At 43.5% G+C, this 21,893-nt stretch carries 14 protein-coding genes; 7 read left to right on the top strand and 7 right to left on the bottom strand.

Going from position 1 to position 21,893, the window contains the following annotated elements; translation table 11 throughout:
• The 4 genes from MHN32_RS19750 to MHN32_RS19735 all read right to left on the bottom strand — a co-directional run.
• Nucleotides 1–2,308 (bottom strand): FimV/HubP family polar landmark protein (locus MHN32_RS19750; RefSeq protein ID WP_275440435.1); only part of this gene is annotated, 2,308 nt, incomplete at its 3' end.
• Between the two features lie 289 nt (nt 2,309–2,597).
• Entirely contained in the window at nt 2,598–3,614 is a 1,017-nt protein-coding gene (locus MHN32_RS19745) for an aspartate-semialdehyde dehydrogenase (protein ID WP_010606268.1), read from the bottom strand.
• 37 nt (nt 3,615–3,651) lie between these two features.
• On the bottom strand, nt 3,652–4,776 hold the full coding sequence (locus tag MHN32_RS19740) for a 4-phosphoerythronate dehydrogenase (protein ID WP_102056436.1): 1,125 nt from the start codon (nt 4,774–4,776) through the stop codon (nt 3,652–3,654).
• An 83-nt stretch (nt 4,777–4,859) separates the two neighbouring features.
• Nucleotides 4,860–5,180: a DUF6419 family natural product biosynthesis protein gene (locus MHN32_RS19735; RefSeq protein ID WP_010606266.1), complete on the bottom strand. Its 321-nt coding sequence runs from the start codon at nt 5,178–5,180 to the stop codon at nt 4,860–4,862.
• Nucleotides 5,181–5,712: 532 nt separating this feature from the next.
• Between MHN32_RS19735 and fadE the strand changes: the two genes are divergently transcribed.
• A complete protein-coding gene (gene fadE, locus MHN32_RS19730; protein WP_039496080.1) occupies nt 5,713–8,166 on the top strand; it encodes an acyl-CoA dehydrogenase FadE in 2,454 nt (817 codons plus the stop codon).
• Between the two features lie 283 nt (nt 8,167–8,449).
• Here the strand turns inward: fadE and MHN32_RS19725 are convergent, their stop codons facing one another.
• On the bottom strand, nt 8,450–10,708 hold the full coding sequence (locus MHN32_RS19725; protein WP_239422595.1) for a DUF5916 domain-containing protein: 2,259 nt from the start codon (nt 10,706–10,708) through the stop codon (nt 8,450–8,452).
• A 150-nt stretch (nt 10,709–10,858) separates the two neighbouring features.
• Between MHN32_RS19725 and MHN32_RS19720 the strand changes: the two genes are divergently transcribed.
• Complete coding sequence (locus tag MHN32_RS19720) at nt 10,859–12,865, top strand: winged helix-turn-helix domain-containing protein (RefSeq protein WP_239422594.1); 2,007 nt, start codon at nt 10,859–10,861, stop codon at nt 12,863–12,865.
• Nucleotides 12,866–12,874: 9 nt separating this feature from the next.
• Here the strand turns inward: MHN32_RS19720 and MHN32_RS19715 are convergent, their stop codons facing one another.
• Together MHN32_RS19715 and MHN32_RS19710 are read right to left on the bottom strand one after the other, a co-directional pair.
• Nucleotides 12,875–13,948: a DUF6136 family protein gene (locus MHN32_RS19715; protein WP_239422593.1), complete on the bottom strand. Its 1,074-nt coding sequence runs from the start codon at nt 13,946–13,948 to the stop codon at nt 12,875–12,877.
• A 1-nt stretch (nt 13,949) separates the two neighbouring features.
• The gene (locus MHN32_RS19710) at nt 13,950–14,543 is read right to left on the bottom strand and encodes an ATP-binding cassette domain-containing protein (RefSeq protein WP_239422592.1); all 594 of its coding nucleotides are present in this window, start codon (nt 14,541–14,543) and stop codon (nt 13,950–13,952) included.
• A gap of 280 nt (nt 14,544–14,823) precedes the next feature.
• Here MHN32_RS19710 and MHN32_RS19705 point away from each other — a divergent pair, with 280 nt between their 5' ends.
• The 5 genes from MHN32_RS19705 to MHN32_RS19685 all read left to right on the top strand — a co-directional run bounded on the left by MHN32_RS19705 (nt 14,824) and on the right by MHN32_RS19685 (nt 21,892).
• A complete protein-coding gene (locus MHN32_RS19705; protein ID WP_102056431.1) occupies nt 14,824–15,483 on the top strand; it encodes a hypothetical protein in 660 nt (219 codons plus the stop codon).
• Between the two features lie 650 nt (nt 15,484–16,133).
• On the top strand, nt 16,134–17,753 hold the full coding sequence (locus tag MHN32_RS19700; protein WP_239422591.1) for an aromatic amino acid ammonia-lyase: 1,620 nt from the start codon (nt 16,134–16,136) through the stop codon (nt 17,751–17,753).
• Nucleotides 17,754–17,891: 138 nt separating this feature from the next.
• A complete protein-coding gene (locus MHN32_RS19695) occupies nt 17,892–18,185 on the top strand; it encodes a phosphopantetheine-binding protein (RefSeq protein ID WP_010369398.1) in 294 nt (97 codons plus the stop codon).
• Nucleotides 18,186–18,219: 34 nt separating this feature from the next.
• Nucleotides 18,220–19,716, top strand: a complete 1,497-nt coding sequence (locus tag MHN32_RS19690) for an AMP-binding protein (protein ID WP_239422590.1) — start codon at nt 18,220–18,222, stop codon at nt 19,714–19,716.
• Complete coding sequence (locus MHN32_RS19685; protein WP_239422589.1) at nt 19,709–21,892, top strand: beta-ketoacyl-[acyl-carrier-protein] synthase family protein; 2,184 nt, start codon at nt 19,709–19,711, stop codon at nt 21,890–21,892. The genes MHN32_RS19690 and MHN32_RS19685 overlap by 8 nt, the downstream gene beginning before the upstream one ends.
• Nucleotide 21,893: the final 1 nt, after the last annotated feature.

Below are 21,893 nucleotides of genomic sequence, written 5' to 3'. Positions count from 1 at the left end.
CATCTAATAAAGCATCGAGTTCATCGTCGGCCTGTTCATCGGATTCTTCTTCCAGTTCAGGTAACAGCTCTTCCTGTGCTTCATCCAATAAAGCATCGAGTTCATCACCAGCGAGATCATCTGACTCTTCTTCTAATTCCGGCAACGTACCTTCTTGTGCTTCATCTAATAAAGCATCGATATCATCACCAGCGAGAGTATCTGACTCTTCTTCTAATTCCGGCAGCGTATCTTCTTGTGCTTCATCCAATAAAGCATCGAGTTCATCACCAGCGAGAGCATCTGACTCTTCTTCTAATTCCGGCGATATATCCTCTTGCGCTTCATCCAATAAAGCATCGATATCATCACCAGCGAGATCATCGGACTCTTCTTCTAATTCCGGCAACGTATCTTCTTGTGCTTCATCCAATAAAGCATCGAGTTCATCACCAGCGAGAGCATCGGACTCTTCTTCCAGTTCAGGTAATGTATCCTCTTGTGCTTCATCCAATAAAGCATCGATATCATCACCAGCTAGATCGTCAGACTCTTCTTCTGACTCTTCTTCTAATTCCGGCAACGTATCTTCTTGCGCTTCATCCAATAAAGCATCAATATCATCACCAGCGAGAGCATCTGACTCTTCTTCTAATTCTGGCAACGTATCTTCCTGTGCTTCATCCAATAAAGCATCGATATCATCACCATCAAGCGTATCTGGCTCTTCGTTAATTTCAGCTAACGCATCGTCTTGAACTTCATTTAATAGAGCATCAATATCATCACCCGCAAGCTCACTACTTGGTTCCTCAAAATCAGGCAGTGCATCATCGTCAGCATCTTGAGAAGCATCAAGTAGTGCATCGATATCATCAGCATCGACTAAGCTCTCACTATCAAAGTTGCCGCTAAATTCGGGCTCTTCATCTAGCGCCCCGTCAAGAATTGAATCGATATCATCGTCGTTTGCAACAGCATCCGCTTGCTCATCAGCAAGTTCCTCGCTCAGGGCAGCAAGCGCATCATCGCTAACATCAATTTCTTCGTCTTGAGACTCGTTGAACAAATCATCTAGATCGCTGTCACTTAAAATATCCTTGCTATCATCAACATCGAGCGAAACTTCATCATCAGCCTCCTCGAAGCTCTGTTGCATAAAGTCTTCGTCGTGATCATCACCAAACGAAATATCTTCGTTTAGTAAGCTATCCAGTTCGTCTTGATCTAACGTATCACTTCCTTCATCGAAGTCGTCATCAAGTGAGTCAAAGGTAATTTCATCGTCTTCAGGTAAGATATCGTCATCTAACTGAACGCTTGCGCCCAGTGCATCTTCATCGTCGCCCATTCCGATATCAAGTGGGTCTGGCTCAGGGTCAAATGCAGTCGCAGCGGTTGCAGCTCCCGCCGCAGCGCCTGCAGCCACGGATGGTGTTTGCGGAAGAAAATCGTCATCATCTGTTGACGTCTGAGATTGCTTTCTCCGGCGTAGGAACATAACGAATCCAGCAATTGCCAGTAGTGCTGGCAATGTAGCAAGTAATGCAATGCCAGCTGGCGAGCTAAAAAATGCGCTTAACTCGCTACTTTCTTGCGCTTTTGCTTGAGCGGCTTGCTGATCAATCATTTCATTTTGCAAGTCGATAACAGCCTTTAGCTGTTGTTGGATTTCGCTGTCTTTTCCAAGCTGAGTACGAACCGTTTGAAGCTCGGTAGAAATAGCGCCGAGCTGTTGCTTTAACTTATTGTTTTCGGATAGGATTTCTTCAACATTACGCACCGAGGACTTGAACTCTTTTTGTAAGTCCATCAGCCTCATGTCCTGTTCCATCTTTAAAGAGCGCAGTTGATTAGTCAGGTCTTTTTTTGCTTCTTCAACATCGACTTTACGAGCTTGCGTAACCTTTTTTTCAGCTTCGTTGATTGCATTTGGGTTCAATAATCCCTTACGCTTCATTTCCCAAAGTTTGTCATCTTGATCCGACTTTTGCTTTGCCAACTCAGGGTTTACACTGCGAATTTCATTGATGGTAGGAATACGTAAATACGCCCCATCCTGCATATGGTTGAGGTTTTTATCTAGAAATGAATTAGGATTTTTATCGTAAAGCGCCTTCATCACCTGATAAATGGTGACCGAGTCATCTGGTCGCACTTTTTGTGCTATACGCCACAATGTATCCGTGGGTCTGATAGGCCCTATTGACCGACCTTGAGCCCCATAATCAACCCCTTTAGGGCCTTTTAGCACTACCCCCTCTTGGGTATATACTGGTGTGGCAATCAGTGCGAATACAAAGATACTAAATAAGGCTAAACCGCGCATGCCGATCCTTTACTCAAATGTTTAACACCCGTTAAACGACATTTTATTATTATGGCTTTGAAGCAAGCTCTATTCCAAATGCAAACTATAAACCAGATATGTTGGAATATCCATTGCAACGTATTGAAAGTTAACATGGTTATAATGCTTTTTACTGATTCTGGAATAGTTGATATAGGTGAAGAATAGTCAAGTATTTGACCTAACGGCAAACTTCTTGGCAGAAGTTTGCCGTTATAACGCAGAATAGTAAGCAAAATTTTGCTTACTTTGCGATATCAAAGGGTACCTATAGATAGCTTTCTATAAGGGCTTCTGCTATTTGAATGCTATTTGTTGCTGCACCTTTTCTGGTGTTGTCTGATACCACCCATAAGTTTAAGCCCAATGGATGTGAAATATCTTGCCTTACACGACCCACATAAACGGTATCGTTACCACTTGCATCACTTACCGGTGTTGGGTAGTCGTTTTCGTCTTCAATTAGTTCAACACCCGGCGCATCAGCAAGTAACTGCTTAACATGTTCAAGATCATAAGGCATGCGCGTTTCAAGATGAATGGCTTCAGCATGACCAAAAAACACAGGAACGCGAACCGCAGTCGGGTTAACCAAAACACTTGAGTCGCCCAAGATTTTTTGCGTTTCCCACACCATCTTCATTTCTTCTTTGGTGTAACCATTTTCTTGGAACGCATCAATTTGAGGAATGACATTAAAAGCGATTTGTTTGCTAAACACTTCGTTTTCCATCGGTCTTGCATTCATTAAGTTTGCAGTTTGCTTAGCCAACTCATCTACCGCTTCTTTACCTGCACCAGATACCGCTTGATAAGTTGAGACATTAATTCTGTCAATGCCATAGGCATCATAAATTGGTTTAAGTGCCACTAGCATTTGGATTGTAGAGCAGTTTGGGTTAGCAATGATATTACGATTTCTAAAATCGGCAAGACTGTCTTTATTCACCTCAGGAACTACTAATGGAATATCAAAGTCGTATCTAAAATGTGAGGTGTTATCTATCACAATGCAGCCAGCGTCAGCGGCGATTGGTGCATATTTCTCCGACACGGAACCACCCGCTGAAAACAAACCGATATGGGCATTAGAAAAATCAAACTCTTCAACATCCAGAACTTCGATTTTTTCACCCATAAAGTCAATCTCTTCACCCGCGCTTCGGCTACTCGCGAGTGGGTATAATGTGTCTACAGGAAACTTTCGTTCTGCTAGTAATTCGATAATTTGCTTGCCAACAAGACCTGTTGCGCCAAGTACCGCAACATTATATTTTTGCGACATTATTTTTCCTCATTCTGTAATATACCAACCACAGCACTTAACTCTTGTGCTCAGAAAAGCCAAGTTGGTAAAGCTTTTCACTGATTGGTGAGTCATTATTGACTGCAATTGTACTAAATTCTCGACGCACGGGATATGCTTTACGCAAGGTATCAAAGCCCAATGTGTTTAGCTGTTTTCTCATGATGCCATCATCACGACGAATGTCATAAACAAGATGCGCTAAATTGATAATATCCTGCTCGTTGGCTGTGCTTTGCAATTGGCAGCCAGTGACACTTGGCTTAGGAAGAAAATCACTAATCGTTTTGCTGGCTGGTAAATCGAATTCTCGGCATACGGCTTCGTATAACATTTGCGTGCCTCGCGCCTTACCCTCTAGCGTATGGCCGGCAATATGCACAGATGCAAAGCGAGTATATTGCAATAATGACTGCAAAATATTCGGCTCATTTTCCCAAACGTCTAAGATCAGCTCGAGCGCTTGCCCCTTCTCTACCGCGTGCAAAAGCGCTTGATTATCGATAACATCTCCACGGCTTGCATTGATTATCACCGTACCCGGCTTTAATGCCGCTATCCGCGGTGCATCAAGTAGATGAACCGTTTTATGCGGGCCTTGCTTAACTAATGGAACGTGAAATGTCACGATATCCGCGCGCGCTAAGGCTTCATCTAAGGCTACATGTGAATCCAATGTCCCCGCTTGCTGTCTTACGGGGTCACACAATAATATCGTAAGACCAAGCCCTTTAAGCTTTGATGCCAAACACGCGCCAATATTACCAACACCAATGATGGCAATCGTTTTATCTTGAAGTGGCGTGGAAGTTTCTTGTGCGTATGCAAGTAGAGCGCTTATCACGTACTCGGCAACAGCTATCGCATTACAGCCTGGTGCGCTGCTGAACGAGATATTGGCGCTGGCCAACAATGAGGTATCAATATGATCAATCCCTATTGTCGCAGTCCCAACAAACTTCAGATTATCTGCTTGTGCTAACAGGGCCTCATTGACCTTAGTGACTGAGCGAGTCAACAGAATATCGACGTTTTTTAGCTCGTCAGGTTGAAGGTTACGGCCATCAAACCGTGTTACCTCACCAATTTCGCAGAAGAATGACTCAACTAAGGGCATATTTTGATCGGCTAATATTCGCATGCGGGTTTCCTGTCACCTATTGTCTCGAGTACTCAGGCGATAACACATCGCCTGAGTCGAGTTTAACATGGCAAGCTAGGCGACTAATAATAAAACCTTTTATTTTGTGTCACCGCTTTATTGCAACCAAACGCTATTGCAAAAAACATCACACAGCATACAAAAACGACCGCTCCCTTGAGACTTAACCAGCCACCTGAATCAAGCAAAGGACAAAACGTCATGGCCAACACGTTAATACAACACAATAATAAAGCCCAACGGGTATAAGCTCGGTAGCCAAGTAATGCGGCAAACAAACTGCTAAAAACATTAAAAATTACCGCTTCAGGAAAGAGGTGAAAGGCCGACAACATGGCGGCAAAGGCCAAAATAGTGACTAGATAAAAAATACTCTGCTGCATCTTGTTTCTCCTTAACATGGACAGCAATATCAACCGCTACACTAGGTCGTAGCGATAAATCCTAACTCACATAGCTACCAAGAAAATGGACTGCATTTGCTACTCCTTAGCAATTCTTAAAAGCACCATTTCGTGGCTATGCTTAACCCAATTGTAGAAACATTAACGTGTATTTCAATGCAAATCCGACATGAAGTTTTGGCAATTATAATGCACAGATAACGAACTTCTCTGAAAGAAATTTCATGTGCATTTTCGTCATATTGCACTACGTTCATTACACTTAAATATCGATCAGTAATTAATAGCGTTGAAAATTCTCTCAAGTTATAGCTGGGGTGTAATCAATAACTTTTAAATTACTGACATGAGAAGCATGACTCATTTAACACTCAGATTCAGTACAAAACGTAAATAATATGTCACAACAAGGCATCAACTAATTCGCATAGAGGGTATGAAGACGCTTGAAATATCAGCGTTAACCAGCTAGTCTAACTGGGTGGTCAGACCTCTTATAAGGAAGAACAACATGACACTTATATTTGTTCTCGCGTTGTTAGCCTTGCTCAGCGCAGCAAGCTATCATCGCGCAAGCTGGAATACCGCTCTAGGTATTGCAGCAGTTACAATGCTAGTTGGCACCTTTGCTGGTGCATTTGGCATTATCTCTTGGTTAATTTTCTTAGCGATTGTTATTCCGCTTTCAGTAACGAACCTGCGTCAGCAGTACATCGTGGCTCCAGCATTTAAAGCGTTCAAAAAAGTTACGCCGACAATGTCAGAAACCGAAAAGTCAGCGATTGATGCAGGTACAACTTGGTGGGAAGCCGATCTATTTTGTGGTAACCCAAACTGGGATAAACTTCATCAGTTTCCTAAGCCACGCTTGAGCGTTGAAGAGCAAGCGTTTTTGGATGGTCCGGTGGAAGAAGTGTGTGCCATGCTTAACGATTGGGAAGCAACGCACGAACTGACTGACTTACCGCAAGACGTGTGGCAATACTTAAAAGACAACAAGTTCTTTGCGATGATCATCAAAAAGCAATACGGTGGTCTTGAGTTTTCAGCTTACGCGCAATCTTGTGTACTACAAAAGCTTACCAGTAAATCAACTTTACTTTCGTCTATCGTGGGCGTACCTAACTCGTTAGGCCCAGGCGAACTACTTCAGCACTACGGTACTGACGAGCAAAAGGAACACTACTTACCTCGTCTAGCAGTGGGTGATGAAATCCCTTGTTTTGCATTAACGTCACCAGAAGCGGGCTCTGATGCTTCATCTATCCCTGACTTTGGTGTGGTATGTAAAGGCGAATGGGAAGGTGAAGAAGTATTAGGTATTAGCCTAACGTGGAACAAACGCTATATTACTTTAGCACCTGTTGCGACTGTACTTGGTCTGGCGTTTAAGATGCGCGACCCGGACGGTCTATTAGGTGATAAAGAAGAGTTAGGTATTACTTGTGCGCTTATTCCTACAAACACGCCAGGCGTAAAAATTGGCCGACGTCATTTCCCACTGAATGTGCCATTCCAAAATGGCCCTACCCAAGGCGAAAACGTGTTTGTACCACTCGATTTCATTATCGGTGGCGCAAAAATGGCAGGACAAGGCTGGCGCATGCTGGTTGAGTGTTTGTCGGTTGGTCGTGTTATTACGCTACCTTCAAACTCTGCCGGTGGTATTAAATCCCTTGCAGTTGCAAGTGGCGCATACAGCCGCATTCGTCGCCAGTTCAAACTGCCTATCGGTAAGATGGAAGGGATTGAAGAGGCACTAGCGAAACTGGGTGGCTATGCGTATAGCTCTGATGCTGCGGTGACTATGTCAACTGGCGCGGTAGATTTAGGTGAAAAACCTTCGGTTGTTTCTGCCATTTTGAAGTACCACTTAACCGAACAAATGCGTGCTTCAACCATCCATGCCATGGATATTCATGGTGGTAAAGGGATTTGTCTAGGTCCAAACAACTACGTTGGCCGTGGTTACCAAGGTGCACCAATTGCAATTACGGTAGAAGGTGCAAACATCCTAACCCGTAACATGATCATCTACGGTCAAGGCGCTATTCGCTGCCATCCTTTTGTACTGGCTGAACTTGAAGCTTGTTCTATCAAAGATAAACAAGAAGCGCTTGATAGCTTCGATAAATCCTTGATGGGTCACATCGGTTTCACTATGTCGAACTTGGTAAGAACTAAGTGGTTAGCGCTAACCGGTGCACGTTTCACCAAAGTACCATTTAACGATGAAACCGCTGTTTATTATCGTAATGCTGCTCGTTACAGTGCATCATTGGCATTAATGTCTGATATTTGTATGGCTGTATTTGGTGGTTCACTTAAGCGTAAAGAGCGTATTTCTGCACGTTTGGGCGACTTATTAAGCTACCTTTATCTGGTTTCTGCAACGCTTAAGCGCTATAACGATGAAGGTCGTCGTAAAGAAGACTTACCTTTTGTGCAATGGTCTTGTCAGGAGCACCTGTATCTTTGTCAACGTGCCCTTGCTGACTTAATCAACAACATGCCTTCTGCTGCATTACGTGGTTTGTTGAAAGTGGTACTGTTCCCATTTGGTCGTCCGGTTCGTAAACCAACCGACAAAATGGAGCACAAACTTGCTCAGCTACTTCAAGTACCTAGCGAAACGCGTGACCGCCTTGCAACACACATCTACTTAAAAGATGAGCCTCTGTGCTTGCTTGGTAAGCAAGAGCAAACGCTAAAAGACATTCTTGCCGTAGAGCCGTTATTTGAAAAGGTATGCCGTGGTACTGGTAAAAAGTTACCGTTTATGCAACTTGATAAAGTAGCAGCAATGGGGCTTGAAGCAGGTGTACTGAGCGAAGACGAAGCAGCTAAATTGACTGCCGTTGAAGCAAAACGTCTTGCCGTTATCAACGTTGATGACTTTGACCCTGAAGAGTTACTTGCCGGTAAAGCAAGAACGAAGGAATCAAGTAAAGCAGACGCAGCATAACTATTTTTGTTTAGGTAGTGTGATCCATACTACCATAGCAATTAGCGTGGATATAAAGGTCAGAATTTTCTGACCTTTTTTCTTGGCAGATTATACCAATTTGACTTAATACTTGCTCAATTTGAAGGAATAAATCTGACGCTAACAGCGTTAAAAATTTCTTATTTAGAACAACTAAATAACAAAATTTTTGCCTGGTTATCGACAAGATTTTCTCGCCTCAAAATAGACCACTTAATTAAGAAAATTGGTATTAGAGCCGGGGGAACACAGCTCTAGTGTTTTAAAATAAATATCGCACCTTAAACGTCACTAAGTCTTGCACTGGTTGCTGCCATAAATCAGCGACACTACCAAACCAGTCTCTGCGCCCGACTTGCGACTTTTCAAGTGTCGAAAAGTTTGCACCTCCGCGTTGATACACTAAAAAAATATCTGAATATGCACCCATGCGATAACGCAGTTTTATCTGGCTTGCTAAGCGCCTGTCGTCAAAACTGGTGTCACCATGAATTTCGTGAAGCTCTCCGTTGGTAATTTGATAAATCGTCTTACTTTGTGCTTCAAGTATCGTCCACTGTAGCGAACCACTGAGTTCAAGGTTGTCGGTGATCCGACCGTTAAATTCCAACTTATTGGAAAACTCATCTCTGTCGTATTCACTCAAGCGGTTTTGCCCGTTCGCCATCAGCCAGCCATCACCGCTTCTAAAGAAATTACTCAACTTAAGGTTCCAGTTGTAATGTGGCATCCACGTCAAATCCACAGCGTATTGCTGTGCTGAGCCTGATATTCCTTCTTGGTCAAGCTCTATACTTGCTGCCCAAGAAAAATCTCCCACATAAGGGCTTTGATAAAAGACCCGAGACTCTAAACGGCTGGGCATCTCAAACACTTCGGTGCCTCGCCCTAAGTTGTCTTGTTTACCAGTGGTGTAATAATCTAGCCCGAGGTTGAGCTGACCACCATTTGCCAACAAAAACTGCGCTAAATATGCTTGTCTGGCCGCTAAACCAGTTCCTGCATTATTTTGCTCATGCCTCAGTGTGAGTGACTGCTTTAATCTGGTAAACCAGCTGTCTTTTGGGTGCATCGAGTATTCACCATAAAGCTCGCTCACCTGCCAGTCATTGCGTTTCATATAGCCGAGATCACGGTTATCAAATTCGTCATCCACAGCAAAATAGCGCGCAGCGAACTTCGTCTGTAAAGAAAGTTGATACTCCGCGTCTAGCGATACACCTTGACCTGTAACACTTTGCTTTTGTGTTTCTACCTCAGTTTGTAGTAGCGCGCCTTTGAAAGACCAGGTATCACTACGATACTGTCCATCAAGGGCATAACTCATGGCATCGCGCTCAAGAAACGGTCGGTCTGTTTTGGTCGCAAGTACACCTGCCTGCCAATCTTGCGTGCGATAATTAGCTCTTGTTGCAAAAAACTGCTTACCAATATCGTCCGAAAAGTCCGACTCAGACACAGCAAAAGTACCAAATTGTACCGACTTTCCTTTATGCACAAATCGTAGTGCCGCATCTATGGGAGTGATTGCACGTGCACCATCATCACTTGATGCCCCTATCCGACGAGTATGAATAAGCTTAGTGCTTTCAAGTGCAGCAACGTCAAAAAGGCTGATATCTTGGGTGAAAAATGGACGTTTATCGGTGCGAAGCGTTTCCACGGCTGAATAATTCACGTCAACATCATCGATATCCACCTGACCAAAGTCAGGATTCACGGCAAGACTCACCTTCTGATGATGAGAAGGCTTGTAAAACAAATCAAAGCCAACATCGGACTGGTGCTGGCGCTCGGAAGGTGAAGTGCTTAGCGGTGCAAATTGAGCCTGATGCGCAAAGTAAGGCACAAATGCCAATTGAGAATGCGCGGGGATCTGTGCTGCGATCTTTGGCATGGTCAGGAAGAAATCACTATTTGCTGTTGTATCCTCATGGTTTGCATAGATAAAATTACTTTTAAGTTCATACAACTGTACCGAAACCCCAATCTTTGTAAGCCCCTGCTCATCTCCTGGCTGAAACGACACAGTATGCCAAGGGATCAATAATTCCGTGGTCCAATACGTATCGTCAATGTGACTAGCATAGTGCCAGTCCCCATCCCAATCGTAATCCACGTTTAAGCTTGGGGTTACAACACCATCTTGCGAGCCGCCACCTAATGTCACCGAAAATTGATATGCACTACTACCGTCGCCTGAAAAGTCCACAACGACCCGATTGAAGTCAGCTTGCATAAAACGGTCATGAATATTGAACTGTCGCTTGCGCTCGGCTTTATTCTGGAAGTTTTTAATACCAATATAAACGCCGTCGGCGGTTGCAAAGGCTTTTGCGGTAATTTTGCCATTGGCAGATGCCAAAGTTACAGGCACAACCTGAACAAATTGTTCAAAGTGCGTAGCAGAACCCCACTGCGCTTCATTCAACTTACCATCAACCACGATAGGTTCCGCAAGTACAGCGCCTGCCATCATGGGATAACTTAAACCGAGCCAAAATTTATTGCTTTTATTCATACATACTTTCCTCAGAGTTATGCCTGCTATTGCAACAAACTTTGCCGTAAAAAGTTCTTAACTTTTTCTGAAGAAAGCTGACTTAACCTTTATAAACATTGACTTAATCTTAAGAAACGCTAACGTTATGGGAACAATTGGTTTTGATTATTGAAATTGGTACTCGGCGTGCAGGCACAGGAAGTAGAGATGGTTTGTTTTGGACATTGGCAGTTTGATCTCCAGCAAGATTGCCTAACACATAGGCAAAGCCAAGAAACCGTAAAACTTGAGCCACAAATGGCAAGGTTACTCGCGCTTTTTATTGAGCATCATAACGAAGTGCTAGAGAAATATTGGCTTACCGAGCAGCTGTGGCAACACGCGGTTGTCGAACCCAATAGCCTTTATCAGCTTCTGACTAAACTGCGAAAAGTGCTCGGGGATGATCCTAAAAACCCGATTTACATCAAAACCATCCCAAAGCGGGGCTATCGCTTTATCGCGCCACTAGAAAGACATGAAATAGCGCCTCGTCATACAACAAAACCAGTCAAAGTAATCGCCAAGTCCCGTATTTTTTCACTCAGTGCCGTCGCAATGGCAGTGTTATGCTTTGGTGCAATCGCCTTTTTTAATCAAACACCAACTGAAAAAACACTATCACGCTACGAAACCTCGAGCCTCAGTCATGAGCTTGGCCTTGAATTTGACGTTGATGCTCACCAAAGCAAAGATCTCATCGCCTATGTAAAAAATTTTACCCATCTTATTATTGCCAACAAACAAGGCTTTCAATTAAATGAACACCGCTTTGATTCGCGGATCAGTTTTCCAAGTTGGAGTCCCGACTCAGACAAACTGGCTTTTTGGCAATATCAAGGTAGTGGCTGCCAACTTCATGTTATGACCGCCGCAGGGCAATTTTTTCATAGCTCGCAAATTCTTCCGTGCCAAGTTGGTACTAAACCCGTTTGGAAAAGTGACAAAGAGCTAATCTTAACGTTCGGCCAATATAATGCCAAAGCAGCACACCTTTACCGGCTTGAGTCCCATCAAATGGTTAAGCTGCCACTTGCTTTGGCAGCCAATGAACAGTTAAAAATGGCCCTTCGAGCGTGGCAAGACAAAACCTTTTATTTGGTTCAAGATAAACAAGGGTTAGCAAGGCTACAAACGCTTGATGGCACGGTACATCTGAAGTGGTCAGCTCCCGTCACTTCCGTTGCGTTTGATGTTTATCATCAAGCCGTGATTGCGAGTCAATATGGCAGCCTATCGCGACACTATAGAGACGGTGACAGTCAAGCCATCAAAGAAACGGAAATTGGCTTATACACGAGCTTCTCAAGCGATAATCGCGGTGATATATTCGCGGCATTGGAGAGTTTTCAAGTTAATATCAAAGACCGAGACGATCTCCCCTTATTTTCAAGCTCAAGCATCGATTATTTACCACTGACCAACAGCTTGGGAGAAACGGCATTTATGTCGAGGCGCAGCGGCGTATGCGAGGTGTATCTATATCGCGATGATAAAATCAGTCAGCTTTCCTTTCATCAGGGACATGAGTACGTTGATTTTTTAGTATGGAGTCCAGAGCTGAGCTATTTGGCCTCAAACCGTGATAACGATTTAGTGATATACGACCGAAAACGCCCACTCACCCAGTTCAATTCACAGCTGGGTCAACCCGTCAAAAGCATGGGCTGGATAGATGAGCAAACACTATGGGCTTATGACGGCGAAACATTAAACCAATACAGCTTGTCTGGGGCGCTTATCAGCAGTCATGATAGTACAGCTGACTTTGTCTTTTATCACCCCGAAAGACAAACCTGGTTTGTGATACAACAAAACCTACTGCTTGAGTACGAGACGCTCTTTGAAAGCGACTCAGAAGCGTTAAATAAATATGCGTTAAGTCAAAAACAAACCAATCAATTTAGTAACTTAAGAATTCGCGGCAACGACATCTATTGGCAATCCGCTTGGTCAAAAAGGGACTACATTTGGCAACTCACCTTGATGCCAGAGCAAAACCCTACGCTTAAAAAAGTCGGCCACTTGATTTGGCACTACGATATCGACGCGCTTGGGGATCTACTCATAGCAAAAATGGAAAGTGTAGAAGGCGATATCAAGAAACTGACTCGCCTATCTAAAGCTGCCAACTAACGATTATCATTACAAAAGCACATACGCGGTATAGCTCAGCACTAAGGTGCTGAGCCAAGTCATAGCTAAATGCTGTGGACTTTTTAATGCACTTAACACTAAAAGTGGCAGAAAGACATAAGGTAATAGACTCACTACACTCAGTCCTAATAACATATAGACGGGTACTGAAAAACAGACGGCAGCCGTCAGCACAATAATCCAGATGCTCTGCTTTGCCGATTGCAGCTTATCTATACTCAACCAATATGCAGTGCGGTCATAGACTTCAGGTTTGAGATCAATGGCAAGGCTCGACCACCATAATAGATTTAACGTCACCAGACCTGGAACGTAATTTGCCATCAGATCGGGGCGCTCTGCGCTTAAGATCGCGCCAAACCATAGCACCAACACACTCATCACAATGCGCCAAAGCAACACAAAATAGTGGTTGTAAGCAAAGCTCAGCCAAAATGTCGTCAACCCTTTAACCATTACCGATAACGTCACTTTACGCGGTAGCAAAGCAGCACAGCCAAACACTATTAGGTTTACAGCAATCAAATACCAAGTAATTTCGACAACAGCAAAACTGATAATAGCTGTTATCAATAATCCAATACTGGTCCCCAAAGGACGATAAATAAAACAAAGGGCAATGAAGAATTGTGTCACCGCAAAAAACAGTAAGTGCCACGCTTGTACGATTTTCTCAATTCCAATCGAGTAGCAGAGAATTAGCGTCATCAATAATAAAGGATGAACAACCAGTACGGACAAACCATCCGCCACTTTTTGATGGATGGCACGATGCAGGATCGTGTGGTGGTAACTTCGGTGCGCTTTGTCCAAAACCGCATCTCGAAACACAAATAGAATAAAGCTTTGCGCCGCAAGTAATCCCCACGCAATTTGTACCTGTGCAACGGGATTATCACTTTCTACAATTTTACCTATACCCATAAATAGTATTGCGATAAAACCTAGCAGATAAACTTGAAACAATGCAGCTATCATCAAGCCAAATTGCTGAAGTTGCTGGCCTATGGCTTGCAGCGATAGGGAAAGTGATGCCTTTCTGTAACGATAGTAATAAAGCATATTAACTACCCTGCTTTGGTGCTAAGGGAACAGAGTGAAATCCAACTTGTAAAAAAGGTTCAGGCTCATGACTTGTCATCAGCACCATGCCAGCGTAGTTTTGCGCGAGCTCAACGATATATTCGCAGCCTGCCGCGTCCAAAGCTGCAGTAGGCTCATCGAGCAATAAATAAGGGGTATTACGCATCAAGGCATTAATAAGCTGAAGCTTCTTTTTGTTACCAGAGGAGAGATCCGCGTAACGCGTCATTAAAAAGGTTTCAAACTGAAAGTCGTTTACAAGCTGCGAAGGAAAATCACATTGCCATGCGGTTGATGTGAGAGTTAATAACTCTTTTGCACGCAAAAAAGCAGGAAATGGAATGTTGTCTGACGCAAGTGCAACAAGTGTTTGGCGTTTATCGATTTTCTTGTCTTGTAATAGAATGTCGCCATTGAACGCATCATCAAGCCCAGCAATCATGCACAGTAAGGTGGTTTTCCCTACGCCATTCGGCGCCGCTAAACAAATTCTATTATGCTCTAACTCTTGTGAGTAATTGTCAAACAGTACCTCTTTGGAGAAGCTTTTACTTAGAGATTTTATCGTTATCATCTTGCTCTACACTATAAATCCAAATAGGGATTTATATTTATGTTTAAAAATGTAGTTGTCATAAAACTTAACTTATTACAAAAGCCAATATTTATCACCTAGTTAGAAAGTAAAATGACATATATTACGTACCTTATTTTGTAACAAAGCCTTACACTCTACATTTTTTAACATCTTATAAACATCATTAAGTAACCTTTCATTTTTCCATCCTATACTCTTGCTCCGAAATCGCTTGAATAACGACCTATGTTCAAAATATTGATAAAGGAGATCAACTATGAACTTTCGTATCCTAACTGCAGCCACCCTATCCCTATTAGCGGTAGCATGTTCGTCTGAAGATATCGAGACCGCCAACTTCGGTTCTGACATCTATAAAAACCAATATAACTTGGTTAATGCCACCGATTATGAAATTGCATTTCACCTTGCTAACACTGAGCTAGACGGTGATGAACGAAATGTCGCTGACGATAAATATCGCGTCAAAGTACTAGCTTCCGGTTCAGAACCCGTACGCATAACACACGAACATAACACCAACCGTGAAATCAGTTTTTATGCTGAGTCAGTCAACAAGCTTGGCATGATAGAACAAGAAAAAATTAAGGTAAGTAATGACCGAGATTATCACTTTGTTGTAATGCAGGATAGCAACGATACCTTAGATATAAAGGTGGTTAGAAAGTCTAAAGATGATCACGATAATAAATTTACCGTACGAGTATTAGCTTCCAAAACAATGACATTAAATATTAACGGTTCAGACGTTGAATTTGATAAAGGAGAAGTCAGTAGCTGGTATCAAGTGGATGACTGTAATCAAGATATTATGATGGGTGATGAGGTTATAAGTCTTTGCAATGCATCACTAGACCGCTCTTACTTACTCGTCGTCGGTGAAACTGGATTAATGAGCACCGTTTTAGAATACTAACTAATCAGTGTTTTTGAGGCTGCCGATATTCCGGCAACCTCAACGGTTAGCCGTCTAGATTTATATTTATAACGCATTTTTTATTCACAAAAAATTCAACTTTCTGCCGAAATAAGTCAATTCTATTCATTTTCAGATCCGACCATACAAAATAGTGACATTTGTCATAAGTCAGTTTTATTAAACTTTCCACGCGCAATAAAAATAGAGTTTTAGCTTTAAAAATCAATTAATTCTTTATATCTCATAGAGATAAAAAATAGCTATTAACAACTCCATATTGCAATCATTTTATAACATTTCAATTATGTTAACGTTAGATTTAATTAACATTAAAATGTCAAATTTTTCGTGTTGACACCCTGAAAACTCGGGCTTAACCTAGCCGCCGTTCTTAAAACACAACAATCAAAAAATCACATTTAATATTTTTTATTTACAAATAAAATAATCTTGTAACAAAGATAGCGACAATAGTATCGCGACAAAGCCGACCAAGTTAGCGGATTGGCACACACGGGACGTTGGTTAAGTAGTACTCGCCTCTAACAAGTATGATTGGGTTTTCTAAACAATTTCCCGCCATACAAAAATATAAGCATTGTGAAAATCACAATCGGATTCATTATTTTAGTCAGAGTAGGAAAGTCATGAACCAGTACAACACAGAAAAGGAAGCAATTCAGGTCGAGAAAAAGCTCGGTAGTATTGTTTTCATCTCGCAAGATCAATCACTTTCTCTGGAGTCAGTGCAAGATTACGCAGCTCAGCCCTTATCCAAAGTAAAATTGGACGAATTGGCACTAAAAGCTAGAATCGAGCAAAACCGTCAATACCTGGACAATAAATTAGCAAATCAAGAAGATATATACGGCGTGACGACTGGTTTTGGTAACTCAGCAAGTAACCGTATTTCGACTTCTCTCTCTGAAGAATTACAACAAAACCTCATTGCTTATCATGGCTGTGGCGTTGGTGATTACCTTTCAGAGTCTGATTGTGCCGCGACTTTATTGATCCGCATGAACTGTAATGCCAAAGGCTTTTCGGGCGTTAGTTGGGAATTGCTGGCGCAAATGGAAACCTTTCTAAACAACCGCATCATCCCAGCTATCCCTTCTATGGGTTCAGTGGGTGCGAGTGGCGACTTAACACCACTTTCTTATGTCGGTGCCGCACTTGGTGGTAAGCGTAAGGTGTACTATCAAGGACAACTACGTGAAACCGCTGAAGTGTTAGAAGAGCTAAACATTGCGCCATACAAGCTAAAGCCGAAAGAAGGTTTAGCTATCATGAATGGTACTTCGGTTATGTCTGCCATCGCCACGAATGCGCTAAAAGACATCCGCCGCGGCATTGATTTAAGCTGTAAACTGATCGCGCTTTATGTCGAACTTATCGAAGGTCGTGCATCGCCATTCCATAAACGCGTACACGAACTTAAACCACACCGCGGACAGCAGATCTGCGCAGAGAAAATTCTAGAACGCTTAACTAACGTCGATCAGCGTTTAGGTCGCAGAAACCGCACCGATGACAACATTGAGTTTGGCAAGCAAGAAACGTTCAGGTTACAAGATAGCTATTCAATTCGCTGCTCTCCGCAGGTGTTAGGTCCATTAATTGATGCTGAGATGTGGGCATCACAGATCCTAACGACTGAAATCAACTCTGTGAACGATAACCCACTATTTGATGATGAGAACGACCTTATCCTCAACGCGGGTCACTTCTACGGTGGTCACGTTGCAGCGGTGTGCGATACCCTCAAGCCACTCGTTGCAAACATGGGCGCCTTACTAGAGCGTGAATTAGGCATTTTGGTTGACGACCGTCTTAACGGTGGAATTTCTAACAACTTGGTTGCGCGTGAAGATCTTGGCGACAAAGCTTGGGTACACCACGGTTTCAAAGCAATGCAAATTACCTCTTCTTCTCTTGTTGCAGAAGCACTGAAAAATGCAGGCCCTATGTCAGTATTTTCACGCACAACAGAAGCACTAAACCAAGACATCGTCAGTATGGGCACCATCGCCGCACGTGACCTTCGTCGTATTACAGATCTTATCAAGCCAGTTATTGCTATTCAGGCAATGGCGATCCGCCAGGCATTTTATGTTGATGGGAAAGATGCAAAAGCAGAGAAACTCAACGCACTTTCTCGCGAGTTTTTCGACGAAATTAGCAGCAACTTCCAACCAGTCATTGAAGACAGGCCGATGGATGTCGAAATCAACAATATGGTTAACGCCCTATTTAATAAGCAGTAACCCTCTCTAAGTCATTTTTGAGATGACGATAACGCTATAGCTGGCAGCTTCACTGCAGCCAGCTAGGGCTTGTTGTTGCTCAAAAACCGCTAATGAGACGTAAACTACACACCAGAGAAACTAAAAAGGATATAAAAAATGAGTAGCTTAGAATCAATAACACAATTTATTAAACAAGACATCATTGTAGACAATTTAGAAGTGGTAGATAGCATTGATGAAATCGAAGATGATGCTCAACTTATCGGTGACGGTCTAGATCTAGACAGCATCGAGGTGCTCGATCTTGTGGTATCTATCGAGAAAAAATACAACCTTAAGTTCAAAGATTACCCAGAACAAACCATTCAAGAAAAAATGAAAAACGTCAGTACCTTAGCTAGCTTTGTTCACGAACAAGTTGAAGCACAAACAACAGCTGAAGCTTGTTGATCTGACCGTAACCATTTTCGCTTGGAAGGACACCATGCAAACATACAGTGCCATTCGTTCAACACTCATGCAACTGATTGAAGCTGAGTTAGAAGTAGATAAAGAACAACTAGACGTACTAAGTGACGACGCCAATTTAATTGAGGCGCCACTGTTTCTCGACTCGGTCGACCTTATGCAGTTATCTGCTGCATGTAAAAAAGCGTTCCAATTAAAAGACTTGGGCGAATTGAGCACTGTGACTTTGGCGACTCTAACACGTCAAATAGCGTTAAACTTAACGCAACAAAAACAAGCAACCCCCTTGGAGACTTGGGCAGATCAAGTCACCTCTCTCAAAGAGACCGATTTACTAGCACTGATACAGCGTAGTCTACAGTGCGAGATCAACGGTCAGGTTCGCCTTATCAAAGACAGCACGCCCTGCGATATCATTGTGAGCACTATGGTGTTATTAGCGCACAATATCACTCCGGTATTAAGTGCGAATGCGGCCGCGAACGCCAATGCGTTTAGCTGGCGAGAACTCCAGCTTGCCAATCAAGAGGTAGAAGTTCCGTTTCATTCCATGACGGCATTTTTACAACAGCATAGCGATAAGACAATTGGCTTTGAAACGTCAGGCAGCACAGGCAAGCCACAAACTTGGCATAAATCCATCGCCTCACTCCATGCAGAAGCTGTCACCTTTGCTGACACTTTCTCGTTTGACGCAGTAGATTATTTCTGTGCCTGCGTTGATATCCGCCACATGTTCGGTTTTATTTGGGCATTTATGCTCCCTCTGCAACTTGGCAAACCGGTGTGTTACGAACTTGGTTCTACACCGGATTTACAACCAGTAAGAGATAAACAGGTAGGTGTGATCTTAACGCCAACTATGTTTGATTTTGTGGCCGATCAGTTAAGTCAAAACCACTGTTACTTAATAAGCTCAGGTGCACCATTCAAAGGTGAGAAAGAGCAAAAGCTTGCCGACCTTATTTCTTCCCTATCACTTTCAATACAAGCTTTTGAGGTACTAGGCAGCACTGAAACCGGCGGTATCGGCTATCGTCCTTTAGGCAACAACGAAACGCACTTTACTAAGTTCACTGCGGTCGACATTTATCAAAATGCCGAGCGTAAAACCATGTTGAGATCGCCGTTTTTAGTGGCTAATTGTGAAGAGTTTGAGCTCAAAGATAAGCTGATTTTCAGCAATGAAAACCAATTCACACACGGTGGGCGCGCAGACCAAATATTTAAGTATGCAGGTAAACGCTACTCGCTACAAAGTATAGAAAAAATCCTCCAAGAACGCTTTGCGGGACTTCGCCATCGCGTGTTTTTTATCGAGGACAATAACAATAATAAAGGGGGCGAGCTGGTCGCCTTTGTCGAAGGACTATCTTGCATCCCTACACTTCAGGACATCAGAAGTTGGTTTAAAGATTTACCCACGCCGCAGGTTCATTTTTTGGCGCAATTTCCAGAAAACGAGCTCGGCAAAATCACCCTCTCGGCACTACAGGAATGCGTACATGAATAATAAACAACAAACTTTCATTACTGGTTATGGTGTGCTCTGCGCAGCGGGCGAGAATCGCAAAGCGCTGCTAACTAGCATCAAGGAAAACCGCACTGGTATTGACCGCATTAATCGTTTCGACACACAGGGACTAACACACAATGTTGGGGCGCTCGCTATCAACTACGAGCACCACAGCGCAGAACATTTTGATATGGATCTGGCGAGCCAATACGCTATCCATGCCGTTACAGAAGCACTTGAGCATGCAAATTTAGCCTTAACTGAGATGGACAGTACCCGTGTGGCATTTATTCTCGGTAATGCAAACTGCGGTATGTTTTCATTGATGGAGAGCCTTAAAGGTCAGCATCAACTAGGGTTTAAGTTTTATCCACCACATCAAATTGCAACCGATGTCAGCCGCCACTTCGATATTCAGGGCCCTGTAATGACTTTCACCTCGGCCTGTACCGCAAGTAGCAGTGCCATTGCTTTTGCTAAGCAACTTATCGAAAATGACCAAGCAGATGTTGTCATTGCTGGCGGTGCAGATGCCCTCAGCGAGCTAGTTTACGGCGGCTTTCAGTCGGTACAGTCCTTGAGTCCTGAACCTTGTGCTCCGTACAGCGAAAAAATGGGATTAAGTTTAGGTGAAGGCGCAGGTTTTTTAGTCTTTGAATCGCAAACACATGCTAATAAGCGTAACGCAACGCTGCGATATCAATTGCTCGCGACAGGGTCGAGCTTAGATGCTCACCACGCTACAGCGCCTAACCCCGAGGGCGATGGTGTACGCCGCGCTTTTACGCAGACATTGTCCTATGCGCCCGTTGCAGCAAGTGATATTGAATATATCAACAGCCACGGGACTGGTACGCCAGCAAATGATGGCGCAGAGCTAAAAGGGATCCAATCAGCCATTGGTGAACAGGCCATGCGCGACGTCTCGGTTTCAAGTAGTAAATCTTACTTTGGTCATACCCTTGGTGCCGCTGGTGCCGTAGAACTTATTTCAACTTTGGTCAGTCAGGATGAAGGGCTTCTACCAGCAACACTGGGTGTCGACTCAATAAGGTCTTGTTGCCAAGCATATCAATTAGTGACCAATCAGGCGAAACCTCAGGTTGTTGATGTCTTTGCAGTGACTAACTCAGCGTTTGGTGGCCACAACACCAGCATGCTACTCAGTAAACATCAGAAAACGTCGATTAACACGGCGCCAAATCCGGTGTATCTACTTGCTGCCACCAGCCTGTCTGATACTGAAGTATACAATGCTCGACAAAATAGTACCGACCACTTTGCTGAATTTAACTTAAAACAGCAGTTCCCTGCACTTTTCCAGCGCCGTACACCGTGTGTTGCACAATTTGCCTTGGGTGCCTGCCAATTTACCTTACAAGACAGCGATCTCGATCTAGCGCAATTACCACTGCCAGAATTCGCAGCCTACTATGCTAATCCCATTGGTTCGCTGGAAACCTTAGATAAAAACCTCGCATCATTTCAAGATGGCATTGCAGAGCTAAAAAGTACGCATTTCCCCAATACCGTCGTCAATGCCACATTAGGGCAACTGGCACTCGGCTTCGGCTTTAAAAACTCGGCCACTTGTGTGAGTGATTTAGGCAATGACTTTTTACATGCGCTTTGGAGCGCAGCACTTGATATGCGTGAAGGTCGAAGTCGATATGCGATGGTATGTGGCTCGCAAGACGATACTGCACTCTCGCAGCAAGTCTGGGCTGCACATCAATTCCAAGCAGATATCGGTCATTTTTCCAGCGCCGCGCTCTTGGCAACCAGCGAGGTGTTACCGGCAGGCTACCAACCTCTCGCAGAAATCATCGATTTTATTCAAATCAATGATGCGCAGGAACATCAAGCACTAGACAGATTATTGGCAAGCCATGCTAGGAAGCTGAGTCAAGTGGGCAATGTCGTGTTAAGTACTTATCACGATGAAGCGTTTGCCACCATTGCAGCAAGCTTGGACAGCCATTTACCACAGGCCCAACTTATAAAATATCAGCCACAAACCACGCCTCTACACAGTACAGAATTAGCAGTGCGTGCGCTAATGCATGCACTCAACACCCCAGCTGGTGATACCGAGTTAGATCAAACCCTACTCCTAAGCGTTAATCTCGCGGGAAGTATGACGGGATGTATTTTACGAACAGTAAGGAAATAAG

It is taken from the genome of Pseudoalteromonas sp. Of11M-6 (assembly GCF_022347905.1).
Classification (GTDB): Bacteria; Pseudomonadota; Gammaproteobacteria; order Enterobacterales; family Alteromonadaceae; genus Pseudoalteromonas.
The sequence above is the reverse complement of the archived record's forward strand: the minus strand, read 5'-3'. Positions and strand labels throughout refer to the sequence as shown.